This is a genomic window from Pseudomonas fluorescens, from assembly GCF_002022275.1.
GTDB lineage: Bacteria > Pseudomonadota > Gammaproteobacteria > Pseudomonadales > Pseudomonadaceae > Aquipseudomonas > Aquipseudomonas fluorescens_AJ.
Window position 1 is genome coordinate 18,964 of record NZ_MSDF01000026.1, and the last position, 13,637, is coordinate 32,600.

The 13,637-nt window shown below is 58.3% G+C and carries 13 protein-coding genes and 1 pseudogene; 11 read left to right on the top strand and 3 right to left on the bottom strand.

Translation table 11 applies throughout. From position 1 onward, the window contains the following. Positions 1-92 precede the first annotated feature (92 nt). From lpdA to BFW87_RS20845, 5 genes are all read left to right on the top strand, one after another. On the top strand, positions 93-1,529 hold the full coding sequence (gene lpdA, locus BFW87_RS20825; protein ID WP_078741608.1) for a dihydrolipoyl dehydrogenase: 1,437 nt from the start codon (positions 93-95) through the stop codon (positions 1,527-1,529). A 202-nt stretch (positions 1,530-1,731) separates the two neighbouring features. Further along, positions 1,732-2,898 carry an ADP-forming succinate--CoA ligase subunit beta gene (sucC, locus tag BFW87_RS20830; RefSeq protein ID WP_003210567.1) on the top strand — a complete coding sequence of 389 codons (1,167 nt, stop codon included), beginning with the start codon at positions 1,732-1,734 and terminating at the stop codon, positions 2,896-2,898. Next, on the top strand, positions 2,898-3,779 hold the full coding sequence (sucD, locus tag BFW87_RS20835; RefSeq protein ID WP_078741609.1) for a succinate--CoA ligase subunit alpha: 882 nt from the start codon (positions 2,898-2,900) through the stop codon (positions 3,777-3,779). Before sucC ends, sucD begins: the two co-directional genes overlap by 1 nt. A gap of 420 nt (positions 3,780-4,199) precedes the next feature. Continuing rightward, entirely contained in the window at positions 4,200-5,513 is a 1,314-nt protein-coding gene (gene brnQ / locus BFW87_RS20840; RefSeq protein WP_078741610.1) for a branched-chain amino acid transport system II carrier protein, read from the top strand. A gap of 171 nt (positions 5,514-5,684) precedes the next feature. Further along, the gene (locus BFW87_RS20845; RefSeq protein ID WP_078741611.1) at positions 5,685-6,419 is read left to right on the top strand and encodes a DUF599 domain-containing protein; all 735 of its coding nucleotides are present in this window, start codon (positions 5,685-5,687) and stop codon (positions 6,417-6,419) included. 105 nt (positions 6,420-6,524) lie between these two features. Here BFW87_RS20845 and BFW87_RS20850 read toward each other — a convergent pair whose 3' ends face one another. Then, on the bottom strand, positions 6,525-6,782 hold the full coding sequence (locus BFW87_RS20850; protein ID WP_078741612.1) for a hypothetical protein: 258 nt from the start codon (positions 6,780-6,782) through the stop codon (positions 6,525-6,527). A 156-nt stretch (positions 6,783-6,938) separates the two neighbouring features. Here BFW87_RS20850 and BFW87_RS20855 point away from each other — a divergent pair, with 156 nt between their 5' ends. The 4 genes from BFW87_RS20855 (at position 6,939) to BFW87_RS20870 (ending at position 10,647) form a co-directional block, all read left to right on the top strand. Continuing rightward, on the top strand, positions 6,939-7,415 hold the full coding sequence (locus BFW87_RS20855; RefSeq protein ID WP_078741613.1) for a PaaI family thioesterase: 477 nt from the start codon (positions 6,939-6,941) through the stop codon (positions 7,413-7,415). Beyond that, the gene (locus BFW87_RS20860; protein ID WP_078741614.1) at positions 7,412-7,864 is read left to right on the top strand and encodes a PaaI family thioesterase; all 453 of its coding nucleotides are present in this window, start codon (positions 7,412-7,414) and stop codon (positions 7,862-7,864) included. The genes BFW87_RS20855 and BFW87_RS20860 overlap by 4 nt, the downstream gene beginning before the upstream one ends. Before the next feature lie 89 nt (positions 7,865-7,953). After that, a complete protein-coding gene (htpG, locus tag BFW87_RS20865; protein ID WP_078741615.1) occupies positions 7,954-9,858 on the top strand; it encodes a molecular chaperone HtpG in 1,905 nt (634 codons plus the stop codon). A gap of 66 nt (positions 9,859-9,924) precedes the next feature. Then, positions 9,925-10,647 carry a dienelactone hydrolase family protein gene (locus BFW87_RS20870; RefSeq protein WP_078741616.1) on the top strand — a complete coding sequence of 241 codons (723 nt, stop codon included), beginning with the start codon at positions 9,925-9,927 and terminating at the stop codon, positions 10,645-10,647. Between the two features lie 75 nt (positions 10,648-10,722). On the opposite strand, the gene BFW87_RS20875 is transcribed toward BFW87_RS20870, so the two are convergent. Further along, complete coding sequence (locus BFW87_RS20875; protein WP_078741617.1) at positions 10,723-11,583, bottom strand: pirin family protein; 861 nt, start codon at positions 11,581-11,583, stop codon at positions 10,723-10,725. Between the two features lie 64 nt (positions 11,584-11,647). Beyond that, positions 11,648-12,064, bottom strand: coding sequence for an OsmC family protein (locus tag BFW87_RS20880; protein WP_078741618.1), 417 nt, complete (start codon positions 12,062-12,064; stop codon positions 11,648-11,650). A 140-nt stretch (positions 12,065-12,204) separates the two neighbouring features. Between BFW87_RS20880 and BFW87_RS20885 the strand changes: the two genes are divergently transcribed. Both BFW87_RS20885 and BFW87_RS32340 read left to right on the top strand, forming a co-directional pair. After that, positions 12,205-13,227, top strand: coding sequence for an amidohydrolase family protein (locus tag BFW87_RS20885; RefSeq protein WP_078741619.1), 1,023 nt, complete (start codon positions 12,205-12,207; stop codon positions 13,225-13,227). 144 nt (positions 13,228-13,371) lie between these two features. Continuing rightward, positions 13,372-13,532, top strand: a pseudogene (locus BFW87_RS32340) (methyl-accepting chemotaxis protein); the annotation flags it as partial. Positions 13,533-13,637 lie beyond the last annotated feature (105 nt).

The window sequence follows — 13,637 nt, forward strand, 5'->3', positions numbered from 1 at the left end:
AGCTGCAGGCCCTGGGGCAAACTGCCGGATATGGCAGCTTGGCCCTGGGCTTGCGGCTTGAAAGCTTGCTGCTAAATAGAGGAACTATTTTCATGTCGCAGAAATTTGACGTTGTAGTGATTGGTGCAGGTCCTGGCGGCTACGTTGCCGCCATCAAGGCCGCACAACTGGGCCTCTCGACTGCTTGCATCGAAAAATACACCGACAAGGAAGGCAAACTGGCGCTGGGCGGTACTTGCCTGAACGTGGGTTGCATTCCTTCCAAGGCGCTGCTGGACAGCTCCTGGAAATTCCACGAAGCCCAAGACGGTTTCGCGATCCACGGCATCAACCATGCTGGCGTGACCATGGACGTGCCAGCAATGGTCGGCCGTAAAGCCAACATCGTTAAAGGCCTGACTTCCGGCGTTGCCACCTTGTTCAAGGCCAACGGCGTTACTTCCCTGCAAGGCCACGGCAAACTGCTGGCCGGCAAGAAAGTTGAAATCACCAAGCCAGACGGCTCGGTAGAAGTCATCGAAGCCGAAAACGTGATCCTGGCTCCAGGTTCGCGTCCAATCGACATCCCGCCTGCTCCAGTGGACCAGAACGTGATCGTTGATTCGACCGGCGCCCTGGAATTCCAATCGGTTCCAAAACGTCTGGGCGTGATCGGCGCTGGCGTGATCGGCCTGGAACTGGGTTCGGTATGGTCCCGTCTGGGTTCTGAAGTGACTGTGCTGGAAGCCCTGGACACGTTCCTGCTGGCCGCCGACACCGCAGTCTCCAAAGAAGCGCTGAAAACCCTGACCAAACAAGGTCTGGACATCAAGCTGGGCGCCCGCGTTACCGGTTCCAAGGTCAACGGCGACGAAGTCGTTGTGACCTACACCGATAAAGAAGGCGAGCAGACCATCACCTTCGACAAGCTGATCGTAGCCGTGGGTCGCCGTCCGGTGACTACCGACCTGTTGGCTTCCGACAGCGGCGTGAACATCGACGAGCGTGGTTTCATCCACGTTGACGATCACTGCGCTACCACCGTGCCTGGCGTATACGCCATCGGCGACGTGGTTCGCGGCATGATGCTGGCGCACAAGGCTTCCGAAGAAGGCATCATGGTTGTCGAGCGCATCAAGGGTCACAAAACCCAGATGAACTACGACCTGATCCCGTCTGTTATCTACACCCACCCGGAAATTGCATGGGTCGGCAAGAACGAACAGCAGTTGAAAGCTGAAGGCGTTGAAGTTAACGTCGGCACCTTCCCGTTTGCTGCTTCTGGCCGTGCCATGGCAGCCAACGACACCGGTGGTTTTGTCAAAGTCATCGCTGATGCCAAGACTGACCGCGTATTGGGCGTCCACGTGATTGGCCCGAGCGCTGCAGAACTGGTTCAGCAAGGCGCAATCGGTATGGAATTCGGCACCAGTGCCGAAGACCTGGGCATGATGGTCTTCTCCCATCCGACCCTGTCCGAAGCGTTGCACGAAGCAGCGTTGGCTGTGAATGGCGGCGCCATCCACATCGCCAACCGCAAGAAGCGCTAAGCGAGATAATAAGAAACCACGGCGGTTGCCCGTCGTGAGCCTTGCGCGCAAGACTCACCGCGGAATATCCGCTGGACGCAGTCTTGCGCAGCTTTACGGGCCTTGAGCCCAGCAAGCTGTGCAAGCAGCAGTCACAGGTGGCGCGGCACTCATAATGAGCGCAGCGCCGAATGCGCAGTACCTAACGAAGACGGTAAAAAGCATGAATCTTCACGAGTATCAGGGTAAGCAGCTGTTCGCTGAATACGGCCTGCCAGTATCCAAGGGCTACGCAGTAGACACCCCGGAAGCAGCAGCAGAAGCTTGCGACAAAATCGGTGGTACCGAGTGGGTTGTCAAAGCCCAGGTCCACGCTGGTGGTCGCGGTAAAGCGGGCGGCGTTAAGCTGGTTCGCAGCAAAGAAGACGCCAAGGCCTTCGCACAGCAGTGGCTGGGCAAGCGTCTGGTGACTTACCAGACTGATGCCAATGGCCAACCAGTCACCAAGATCCTGGTTGAATCGTGCACTGATATCGCTAAAGAGCTGTACCTGGGCGCTGTCGTTGACCGTTCGAGCCGTCGCATCGTGTTCATGGCCTCCACCGAAGGTGGCGTGGACATTGAGAAGATCGCCGAAGAAACCCCAGAAAAAATTCTGAAAGCCACCATCGATCCACTGGTTGGCGCTCAGCCATTCCAGGGTCGCGAGCTGGCTTTCCAGCTGGGCCTGGAAGGCAAGCAAGTTGCCCAGTTCGCCAAGATCTTCGTAGGTCTGGCCAAACTGTTCCAGGATCACGATCTGGCCCTGCTGGAAGTGAACCCGCTGGTGATCAAGGCTGACGGCGATCTGCACTGCCTCGACGCCAAGATCAACATCGACGCCAACGCCATGTACCGTCAGCCTAAGCTGAAGACTTTCCACGATCCGTCGCAAGACGATCCGCGCGAAGCGCACGCTGCCAAGTTCGAACTGAACTACGTAGCCCTGGAAGGCAACATCGGTTGCATGGTCAACGGTGCTGGCCTGGCCATGGGTACCATGGACATCGTCAACCTGCATGGCGGCAAACCAGCCAACTTCCTCGACGTAGGCGGCGGTGCTACCAAAGAACGCGTTACCGAAGCGTTCAAGATCATCCTGTCCGACTCCAACGTCGCTGCAGTACTGGTCAACATCTTCGGCGGCATCGTTCGTTGCGACATGATTGCCGAAGGCATCATCGGTGCAGTGAAAGAAGTTGGCGTTAAAATCCCGGTTGTTGTTCGCCTTGAAGGCAACAACGCTGAACTGGGCGCTAAAGTACTGGCAGAAAGCGGTTTGAACATCATCGCGGCTACCAGCCTGACCGACGCTGCTCAACAAGTTGTTAAAGCTGCGGAGGGCAAATAATGAGCGTCCTGATCAATAAAGACACCAAAGTTATCTGCCAGGGTATTACCGGTTCGCAAGGTAGTTTCCACACCCAGCAAGCCATCGAATACGGCACCAAGATGGTTGGTGGCGTAACTCCGGGCAAAGGCGGCACCGAGCACCTGGGTCTGCCAGTGTTCAACACCGTGAAAGACGCTGTGGCTCAAACTGGCGCTACCGCCAGCGTGATCTACGTCCCGGCTCCTTTCTGCAAGGACTCCATCCTGGAAGCAGCTTTCGGCGGCATCAAGCTGATCGTCTGCATCACCGAAGGCATTCCTACCCTGGACATGCTGGACGCTAAAGTTAAGTGCGACGAGCTGGGTGTTACCCTGATCGGCCCTAACTGCCCAGGCGTGATCACCCCAGGCGAATGCAAGATCGGCATCATGCCAGGTCACATTCACTTGCCAGGCAAAGTCGGTATCGTTTCCCGTTCCGGCACCCTGACCTATGAAGCTGTCAAGCAAACGACTGACGCCGGTTTCGGTCAGTCGACTTGCGTCGGCATCGGCGGTGACCCGATCCCAGGCTCCAACTTCATCGACATCCTGAAGCTGTTCCAGGAAGACCCGAAGACCGAAGCGATCGTGATGATCGGTGAGATCGGCGGTTCGGCTGAAGAAGAAGCGGCTGCCTACATCAAGGCACACGTGACCAAGCCGGTTGTTTCCTACATCGCTGGTGTGACTGCCCCTGCTGGCAAGCGCATGGGCCATGCTGGCGCAATCATCTCTGGCGGCAAGGGCACTGCAGACGAGAAGTTTGCTGCCCTGGAAGACGCAGGCGTTAAAACCGTGCGTTCCCTGGCAGACATCGGCAAAGCTTTGTCCGAGCTGACCGGTTGGGCTACCAAGTAAGCCTCGTGCTTAGTTGACGCTGAACCAACACAAAGGCCACCTTCGGGTGGCCTTTGTGCGTTCTGGATGCTGGAAAGTATGCGGTCAACTGTGGGAGCTGGCTTGCCTGCGATGCGGCCGACTCGGTCCATCAGGTAGATCCAGTCGATGCCATCGCAGGCAAGCCAGCTCCCACAGTTGATTGTATTGCCACCTTTAAGTATGAAAACGCGACATAAGAATGTCGCTTATCGGACAGTTCGCCCCGCAACAGTGCGTTTGTCAGCCTATTTCTGTAACCTACCCGCCTCTTTATGCGTGCGCATCCCAAAAGGAAGCCCCGCGCTAGACCGGTCGGCCCCCATCCGGGTCGGCAGCATTTCCCTCATCCACAGGGAAGCCCTCTCTAAATTCCGATTCAGTAGTGTGGTATTTCCTCAAATGAAAGTGTTGAAAAGCCAGGACATCCTGGCGTTAGGCTTTATGACTTTTGCCCTGTTTGTGGGCGCCGGCAACATCATCTTCCCGCCTATCGTTGGTTTGCAGTCCGGGCCGCATGTCTGGATGGCGGCGCTGGGCTTCCTGATCACCGCAGTCGGTCTGCCGGTGGTCACCGTGATCGCCCTCGCCAAGGTCGGCGGAGGCATGGACGCGTTGAGCAGCCCGATCGGCAAGATCGCCGGTGGCCTGCTTGCAGCGGCGGCGTATCTGGCCGTTGGCCCGCTGTTCGCCACCCCGCGTACCGCGACCGTTTCATTTGAAGTGGGCCTGGCGCCGCTGACGGGTGAAAGCCCGCTGGCGCTGTTCCTCTACAGCTCGGTGTACTTCCTGCTGGTGTTCTTCATCTCCCTGTACCCGGGTCGTTTGCTGGACACGGTAGGGCGCTTCCTGGCGCCATTGAAGATCATCGCCCTGGCCGTGTTGGGCATCGCCGCCTTTGCGTTGCCGGCCGGTGATGTGGGCGTCGCGACCCCTGAATATGTGGCAGCGCCGTTCTCCCAGGGGTTTATCAATGGTTACCTGACCATGGATACACTGGGTGCGCTGGTATTCGGGATTGTCATCGTCAACGCCATTCGTTCGCGTGGCGTGGAATCGCCAAAACTGATCACCCGCTACGCGATCATCGCCGGACTGATTGCCGGCGTGGGCCTGGCGCTGGTGTATATCAGCCTGTTCCGCCTGGGTTCGGGCAGCCACGCGGTAGCTGCTGGCGCCAGCAATGGTGCCGCGGTGCTGCACGCTTACGTGCAACACACGTTCGGTTCCCTGGGCAGCGGCTTCCTTGCCGTGCTGATCTCCCTGGCATGCCTGGTCACCGCTGTAGGCCTGACCTGCGCCTGCGCCGAGTATTTCAGCCGCGTATTGCCACTGTCGTACAAGACGCTGGTGGTGATCCTGGCGGTGTTCTCGCTGTTCGTGTCCAACCTGGGCCTGACCAAGCTGATCGCGTTCTCGATACCGGTGCTGACCGCCATCTACCCGCCGTGCATCGTGCTGGTAGCTCTGAGCTTCTGTAAGGACTTCTGGCAGGAGCAAGGCCGGATCGTCGGGCCGGTGATGCTGGTGTCGTTTATCTTCGGTTGCATCGACGCGCTCAAGGGCGCCGGGCTGGCGGACTGGATGCCTGCGCAGCTGGCGCATTTGCCGCTGAGCGAGCAAGGCCTGGCATGGCTGGTGCCGTCGGTGATGACCCTGGTGGTTGCGGTGGTGATTGACCGGATGCTCGGCAAGCGTAGCGAAGCGATCGCGTAACACGGCTTCGACGCTGTACCGAAATGCCCCGTATCAATCGATACGGGGCATTTTTTATGTGTGTGACGCTACACCTTCTAAAGTTGGAACATGGTCAGTGTGGGAGCAGGCAAGCCAGCTCCCACCTATTTGAACCGCGTTCGCTTTCATCCACAGTGCCCAAGGACCCGCATGTCGTTCGTCGAAAACCACCAAACCCATCTGCTCGCCGCGCTCTGGTTCGTCCTCTGCTGGGGCGGCTACACCCGTTACGCCACCTGGAAAGCCCGTGACACCGCGTGCCTGGCCAGCGTGCTGCACCTGTACCGCGAAGACTGGATGCGCCGCATGCTGCTGCGCGACAACCGCATTGCCGACGCCAGTGTGATCGGCAACCTGGAACGCAACGCCTCGTTCTTCGCCTCCAGCACCTTGATCATTCTCGCCGGTATCCTCACTGTGCTCGGCGCGTCCGAGCGCGCGGTGTCATTGCTTGCGGACATTCCCATGGTGCAGCAGGCGTCTCAGGGCCTGTCGGAAATCAAGTTGCTGTGCCTGGCGCTGGTGTTCGTCTACGCGTTCTTCACGTTCAGTTGGTGCATGCGCCAATACAATTTTGCGGCGGTGCTGGTGGGGTCGGCGCCCATGGTCGGTGAGAAACATGTGTCGGAACAGGAGCGCAAGGCTTTTGCGTTGCGGGCGGCCCGGGTGATTTCCATGGCGGCCAACCAGTTCAACTTTGGGCTGCGTGCTTATTACTTCGGCATGACCATGCTGGCCTGGTTCGTCAGCCCATGGTTATTCATGTTGATGAGCAGCGGGGTCGTGTTGGTGCTGTACCGTCGGGAATTTCATTCCGATGTCCTGCAAGTGATGGTCTACACACCGACCCATCTACCGGATACGCCTAAAGAGGCGGTGCATTAATCGAGCGCGATGAGGTTAATTCAACTTTCCGGTCCTGATAAAACAGCAGACAAAGAAAAGCCCGCTCTATAAGCGGGCTTTCTTTTCGCAGCAACAACCAGAAGATTAGTTCTTGGCTGGTTCTGCTGGAGCAGCAGGAGCTGCTTCTTTTGCAGCGGCGGCGTTCGATTCAGCCTGAGCTTTGGCAGCATCGGCGTTTTCTTTCGCAGCGTCGTTCACTTTATCCTGTGCTTTGGCCATGTCTTTCTGAGCTTGCTCGGAATGTGCAGCAGCGTCTTGGGCTTTGTCTTCGGATTTCTTATCGCAGGCAGCGAGACCGAGGGCAGCGGCCAACATCATGGAAATAGCTAAAGTCTTACGCATGGGGTGTTTCTCCTTATGGATATATCTACTGGCCTTTCGAGCTTGGGGGGCCAGCATTAGTTCCTTTTATCCAAGAGATATATAAAGCTTTTCTAAAAGGAACTTTTTGCGGCGGGCTCCATTCACCGTATTCACACTAATAAGAGTCTGGAATCAATGACCGAAAACCCCTTGTTAGCGCGTGCCACGCGCTTCGTGTCGGCCTTGCGCCATTGTCAGGTGCTAGGCATTGCTGTTCATGCCGCGAGCGAGGAGGGCATGACGTTGGTGTTGCCGTACGCCGAGGCGATTGTCGGCGACCCTCAAAGCGGCGTGATCCACGGTGGCGCTCTGACTTCCCTGATGGACACCGCCTGCGGCATGGCCACCCTGTGCGTTTTGCCGGAGTTCGAGGTGTGCCCGACCCTCGACCTGCGTATCGACTACATGCATGCCGCCGAACCGCATAAACCGGTGTACGGCTTCGCCCAATGCTATCGCGTCACCACCGACGTGATCTTCACGCGCGGCTTTGCCTACCAGGACGACCCGCAGCAGCCGATTGCCCATGTGGTGGGCACTTTCATGCGCATGGGCAAACGCCTCAAAGGCACACAAGGGCTGGGCAGTACGATCAAGGGGGAGCAGGCATGACGCACCGATTCAAGACCCGTCTCGAACAGGCCCACGAGCGTGGCAACTACGAAGCGCTGCTCGATCTGATTCCCTATGCCCGGTTGATCGGCATTGAATGCACGCGCCTGGGCGATGAGTTGCTGTTCAAGATGCCCGCCAACAAGGACAACATTGGTAACCCGATATTACCGGCGCTGCACGGCGGCGTGATCGCAGGCTTCATGGAGCTGTCGGCGGCGTTGCATCTGCTGGTATTCACGGGTGCGCCGGGTGTCCCGAAAATCATCGACTTTTCCCTGGATTACCTGCGTGCCGGCCAGTTTCGCGACACTTACGCCAAATGCCAGGTGTGGCGCCAGGGCCGGCGCGTGGCGAATGTGGCCATCACCGCGTGGCAGAGCACCCCCGCCGAACCGATTGCTACCGCTCGTGCACATTTCAAGATTGAGGAATTGGCCCGCCCTTGAAATCCTCGTCTTAGCCCCCAACTTTGATGACAACCCGCCGCCAACCCTTGAGGGCGCGGCCACTGCCATCCAATTGGAGTTTGATGACCATGAGTGTGGAAACTCAAAAGGAAACCCTGGGCTTCCAGACCGAGGTGAAGCAACTGCTGCACCTCATGATCCATTCGCTGTATTCCAACAAGGAAATTTTCCTTCGCGAATTGATCTCGAACGCCTCTGACGCTGTCGACAAATTACGTTTCGAAGCCCTGTCCAAGCCTGAGTTGCTGGAAGGTGGCGCCGAACTGAAAATCCGTGTGAGCTTCGACAAGGACGCCAAGACCGTCACCCTCGAAGACAACGGTATCGGCATGAGCCGCGAAGACGCGATTACCCATTTGGGTACCATCGCCAAATCCGGCACCGCAGACTTCATGAAGAACCTGTCGGGCGACCAGAAAAAAGATTCGCACCTGATCGGTCAATTCGGCGTGGGCTTCTACTCGGCCTTCATCGTGGCTGACAAGGTTGAAGTGTTCAGCCGTCGCGCCGGCCTCGCCGCCAGTGAAGGCGTGCATTGGTCGTCCAAAGGTGAGGGCGAGTTTGAAATCGCCACCATCGACAAGGCCGACCGTGGCACCCGCATCGTGCTGCACCTTAAAGACGCTGAAGATGAGTTCGCTGACGGCTACCGCCTGCGCAACATCATCAAGAAGTATTCCGACCACATCGCTCTGCCGATCGAGTTGCCGAAAGAACAAGCGGCTGCCGAAGGCGAAGAGCAGCCTGCGCCGGAATGGGAAACCGTCAACCGCGCCAGCGCCCTGTGGACCCGTCCGCGTACCGAGATCAAGGACGAGGAATACCAGGAGTTTTACAAGCACATCGGGCACGACTACGAAAACCCGCTGAGCTGGAGCCACAACAAGGTCGAAGGCAAGCTGGAATACAGCTCGCTGCTCTACGTACCGGCCCGTGCGCCGTTCGACCTGTACCAGCGTGAAGCGCCGAAAGGCCTGAAGCTCTACGTACAGCGCGTGTTCGTGATGGACCAGGCAGAGTCCTTCCTGCCGCTGTACCTGCGCTTCATCAAGGGCGTGGTCGACTCCAACGATTTGTCGCTGAACGTGTCGCGGGAAATCCTGCAGAAAGACCCGATCATTGATTCCATGAAGTCGGCGCTGACCAAGCGCGTGCTCGACATGCTGGAAAAACTGGCGAAGAACGAGCCTGAGCAATACAAAGGCTTCTGGAAAAACTTCGGTCAGGTCATGAAAGAAGGCCCGGCGGAAGATTTCGCCAACAAGGAAAAAATCGCCGGCCTGCTGCGCTTTGCTTCGACCCATGAAGAGGGCGGTGAGCAGGTGGTGTCCCTGGCCGAATACCTGGCACGCGCCAAGGAAGGTCAGGACAAGATTTACTACCTGACCGGCGAAACCTACGCCCAGGTCAAGAACAGCCCGCACCTGGAAGTCTTCCGCAAGAAAGGCATCGAAGTGCTGCTGCTGACCGACCGTATCGATGAGTGGCTGATGAGCTACCTCAACGAGTTCGACGGTAAATCCTTCGTCGACGTGGCCCGTGGTGACCTGGACCTGGGTAACCTGGACTCCGAAGAAGAGAAGAAAGAAGCCGAAGAAGTCGCCAAGTCCAAAGAAGGTTTGGTTGAGCGGATCAAGGCGTCCCTGGGCGAGGCTGTCAGCGAAGTGCGGGTTTCGCACCGTCTGACCGATTCCCCGGCGATTTTGGCCATCGGCGAAGCGGACCTGGGCATGCAAATGCGCCAGATCCTTGAAGCCAGCGGCCAGAAAGTTCCGGATTCCAAGCCGATCTTTGAATTCAACCCGGCTCACCCGCTGATCGAGAAGCTCGACGGCGAGCAGAGCGAAGAGCGGTTTGGCGACCTGTCGCACATCCTCTTCGACCAGGCGGCCTTGGCCGCTGGCGACAGCCTGAAAGACCCGGCAGCCTATGTGCGCCGACTGAACAAGCTGTTGGTTGAACTGTCGGTTTAACACCGTTGTAGAAAAACCCGCTTCGGCGGGTTTTTTCGTTCTAGTGCACCTCAACTGGAGTAAATGATGAGCCAAGTCACTGTGCGTTCCGTGGTCTATCAGATTGATGGCCAGTCTTATGAAAGCCGTCTCGCGTTCGATGCCAGCCAGAAAGGCCCACTGCCGGGCCTGCTGATGGCGCCGAACTGGATGGGGGTGAGTGCGGGTGCCGAAGAAATTGCCAAAAGCGTCGCCAGCAAAGGCTATGTGGTGCTGATCGCTGACCTGTACGGGCAGACCGTGCGCCCGTCGAATGGCGACGAGGCCGGCGCCGCGATGATGCCGTTGAAGAATGACAACGCCAAGCTGCTCAAGCTGTTGCAGGCGGCGTTTGAACAGCTGCAGGGTCAGGCAGAAGTCGATACTTCGAAGCTTGCGACCTTCGGCTTCTGCTTTGGCGGTTTCTGCTCGCTGGAACTCGCACGTACCGGCGCGCCGTTGAAGGCCGCCGTATCGTTCCACGGCACCATCGACACACAAAACCCGGCGGGCGCAAAAAACGTCAAGGGCTCGGTGCTGGTGCTGCACGGTGCATCCGATCCACTGGTGCCAAAAGAGCAACTGCCGGCATTCGAAGCTGAAATGAACGCCGCCGGTGTGGATTGGCAATTGTTGAGCTACGGCGGCGCGGTGCATTCCTTTACCGACCCGCATGCCAATGTGCCGGGCAAGATGATGTATGACGCGAAGACCGCGAAGCGGGCGTTCAAGTCGATGCATGACTTGCTGGATGAAGTGTTTCAGGCCTGATGGCCCCATTGCAGGCAAGCCAGCTCCCACATTTGGAATGCATTTCAACTGTGGGAGCGGGCTTGCCCGCGATGACTACCTGACCGGCAACTCAATCCTTTCAGACTCCCCCGGCACCGTCGGCCAATCCCCGGCCGCCCACCGCTGCCTGGCCTGTTCAATCACCGCCGGGTCGCTCGCCACAAAATTCCAGTTGATCCGCCGTGGCCCGTCCAGTGGCGCGCCGCCAAACACCACCAAGTGGCAATCGCTCTCGGCGAACAGTGTCATTTCCTGCCCAGCGGGCAACACCACCAAGCTGTGAACCTCCAGCGCCTCGCCATCCAGCTGTGCCTCGCCTTCCAGCACATACACCGCCCGTTCTTCGTGTTCATCCGGGATCAGCAAGGTTGTAGCCGTCTGCATCCGCACCTCGGCGTAGAGCGTGGGCGAGAGCACCGGTACTGGCGATTTGAGGCAAAAACCACTGCCGGCGATCAGGCGAATCTGCACGCCCAGGTTGTCGCTGACCGGCAGGCTCGCCGCCGGGTGATGGCTGTAATGCCCGGGCCCGGTCTCGTGATCCTTGGGCGACGCCAGCCATACTTGCAGCCCGTGCAGGCTGAAACCCTTGGCCTTGACCGCCTCGGGCGTTCGCTCCACGTGGGCAATCGCGCTGCCGGCGGTCATCCAGCTCACGTCACCGGCTTCCACCACCTGGTCCGAACCGAGGCTGTCCTTGTGTTGCAACGCGCCTTCAAACAGATAGGTCAGCGTCGACAGCCCGATATGTGGATGCTGGCGGATATTCATGCCAGTGCCCGGCGCGTAACGGGTCAGCAGCATATGGTCGAAAAATACAAAGGGCCCAACGCTGCGGCATTCGCGCGAGGGCAGCGGACGCAGGATGGGCTGGCCTTCGACGTCTTCGGGGCGGGGGCGGATCACGGTGGTCATGGGGCATCCCTGTCTGAGCGGGTTGGATGCTACTGAGCATAACCCGCTCGACGGGAAGTTGGCGTTATTGGCTGAAGGCGCCTTCGGACAGTCTGGTCTCGATAGTGACCTCAGCCGTGGTCATCAGCTTGTGCACCGGGCAGCGGTCGGCGACGCGGTGCAGCTCGTCACGCTGTTCATCGGTGAGCACGCCCTTGAGGGTCAACTTGACGTTCAGTGTGTATTTGCCCTTTTGCTCCTCGGTGCTGTCGTGGGTCACTTCGACAGTCACGCCGGTGAGGGGAATATCTTTCTTCTGGGCGTAGAGCTTGACGGTCAACGCCTTGCACGAGGCCAGGGCGGCATCGAAATAGTCATGGGGGGAGGGCGCCGAGTCGTCACCGCCCAGGCTCTTGGGCAGGTCAGTGAACAGTTCGTGATTATTGATGTTCACGCTGTGGCGAAAGTTGTCGTGGTTCAGAGTATTGACGGTAACAGACATGGCAAACCTCACACAGTGGCAGGAAGAAGGTCATGCAGTTATAGAGCATGCTGGCACTCTGGTGTTCCGCGTGATTTGCCCTCTGAACCCCGGCTGGCGTCAGAAGGTCTACCGTAACTAGCCCCCATCGAGGTTGTACCGTGCCCTGGAGCCGCCTGAGTCTTGCCCTGTTGTTCGCTGCCGGCAGTGTTGCCGTGCAGGCCCGTGACTATGCCTACAGCGATGCGCACCTGCATTACGTCGACTTCTTCCAGGAAACGGCGGGCATGGACAAGCTGCTCAAAGCCATGGCTGACGCGCGCATTGAACACGTAATGATTTCCGGCATTCCTGTGGCGAAGAAATGGCATGAAGACGAACCCAAGCGCCCGCGCTACTACGCCGGTGATGACGCCGACGCCTATTGGTACAGCGCCACCGATGTGATCGTTGCTGCGGCGGTTAACAGGCTTACGCCTGAGCAACGCCAGCATTTTCACCCGTTCCTGTCCGGTTTTAATCCCAATGACAAGAACTCCGCCGCCCATATCCAGCGCATGCTCGACCTCAACCCCGGGTTGTGGCAAGGCATCGGCGAAGTGTTCACCCGCCACGATGACCTGACCGCTTTGACCGCCGGTGACACCCCGCGCGCCAACAACGAGGCCATGACGCGCATCTATCACCTGGCCGCGGAAAACGATTTGCCGGTGATGCTGCATTCCAACATCACCTCCAAGCGCGAGCGCAACCCGTTGTACTTGGCGGAAGTTGAACAGCCACTGCGCAACCATCCGCACACCCGCTTTATCTGGGCTCACGCGGGTACCAGCAAAGAGATCCACCGCCATCAGGCGCAAATGGACTTTTTGCTGCCGACCTTGAGCCGGATGCTGGAGGCGTATCCCAACCTGTACATCGACCTGTCCTGGAGCATGCTCACGCCGTATCTGCTTGATGACGCAGGCCAACCCCGTGCGCAGTGGCTACAGCTCGTAGAGCGCTTTCCGGAGCGCTTTATGCTGGGGTCGGACGTGGTAGGGCGTTTCAACAAGTTGGGTAAGGAAATGCACCGCTTTGATCCGTTTCTGGACGCGTTGCCTGAGGACGTCGCCCGAAAAGTTGCGCGGGATAACTTCCTGGCAATTCTGCCGAAGGCCGCTCGCGATGAGCAGGCACATTGATATCGCCTTTTCGTCCGACACAAACACCCTGAAGCGGCATTCCTTTCTTGAGGCTTGCTGCACGTGGTTGCAGCGCACATGGAAGGAATCCCTGAAAATCGCCTAGGGCGTGGCAAGTGGCGACAGCATGGGCGCAAGCAGGTGCAGCGGGCGGCTGCGGCGCGAGCGGTGGATTGTCATTTGATGAATATTCTTGATTCATCGGATCAGACGTCGACTGGGGCACATCAGACGAGTGCGGCTAGTCAGGAATTGTCGCGGTGGCTGTGGATTTGAACACGATGGTGGGGCGGTTTTCGGTGTAGGGGGTATATCCTTTTTTTGGGTGATAGCTGATATGGGTTCCGCCCTTACGGCGGGTCACTTTGGAAAAGAGCCCCAAAGTAACCAAAGGGCTCTTGCCCCACCAC

Coding starts and splice junctions, on each gene's coding strand:
- BFW87_RS20875 (WP_078741617.1), bottom strand. CDS start 11,583: ATGACCACCGTGATCCGCCCCCGCCCCGAAGACGTCGAAGGCCAGCCC.
- BFW87_RS20850 (WP_078741612.1), bottom strand. CDS start 6,782: ATGCGTAAGACTTTAGCTATTTCCATGATGTTGGCCGCTGCCCTCGGT.
- htpG (WP_078741615.1), top strand. CDS start 7,954: ATGAGTGTGGAAACTCAAAAGGAAACCCTGGGCTTCCAGACCGAGGTG.
- brnQ (WP_078741610.1), top strand. CDS start 4,200: ATGAAAGTGTTGAAAAGCCAGGACATCCTGGCGTTAGGCTTTATGACT.
- BFW87_RS20845 (WP_078741611.1), top strand. CDS start 5,685: ATGTCGTTCGTCGAAAACCACCAAACCCATCTGCTCGCCGCGCTCTGG.
- BFW87_RS20860 (WP_078741614.1), top strand. CDS start 7,412: ATGACGCACCGATTCAAGACCCGTCTCGAACAGGCCCACGAGCGTGGC.
- BFW87_RS20880 (WP_078741618.1), bottom strand. CDS start 12,064: ATGTCTGTTACCGTCAATACTCTGAACCACGACAACTTTCGCCACAGC.
- lpdA (WP_078741608.1), top strand. CDS start 93: ATGTCGCAGAAATTTGACGTTGTAGTGATTGGTGCAGGTCCTGGCGGC.
- BFW87_RS20870 (WP_078741616.1), top strand. CDS start 9,925: ATGAGCCAAGTCACTGTGCGTTCCGTGGTCTATCAGATTGATGGCCAG.
- sucC (WP_003210567.1), top strand. CDS start 1,732: ATGAATCTTCACGAGTATCAGGGTAAGCAGCTGTTCGCTGAATACGGC.
- sucD (WP_078741609.1), top strand. CDS start 2,898: ATGAGCGTCCTGATCAATAAAGACACCAAAGTTATCTGCCAGGGTATT.
- BFW87_RS20855 (WP_078741613.1), top strand. CDS start 6,939: ATGACCGAAAACCCCTTGTTAGCGCGTGCCACGCGCTTCGTGTCGGCC.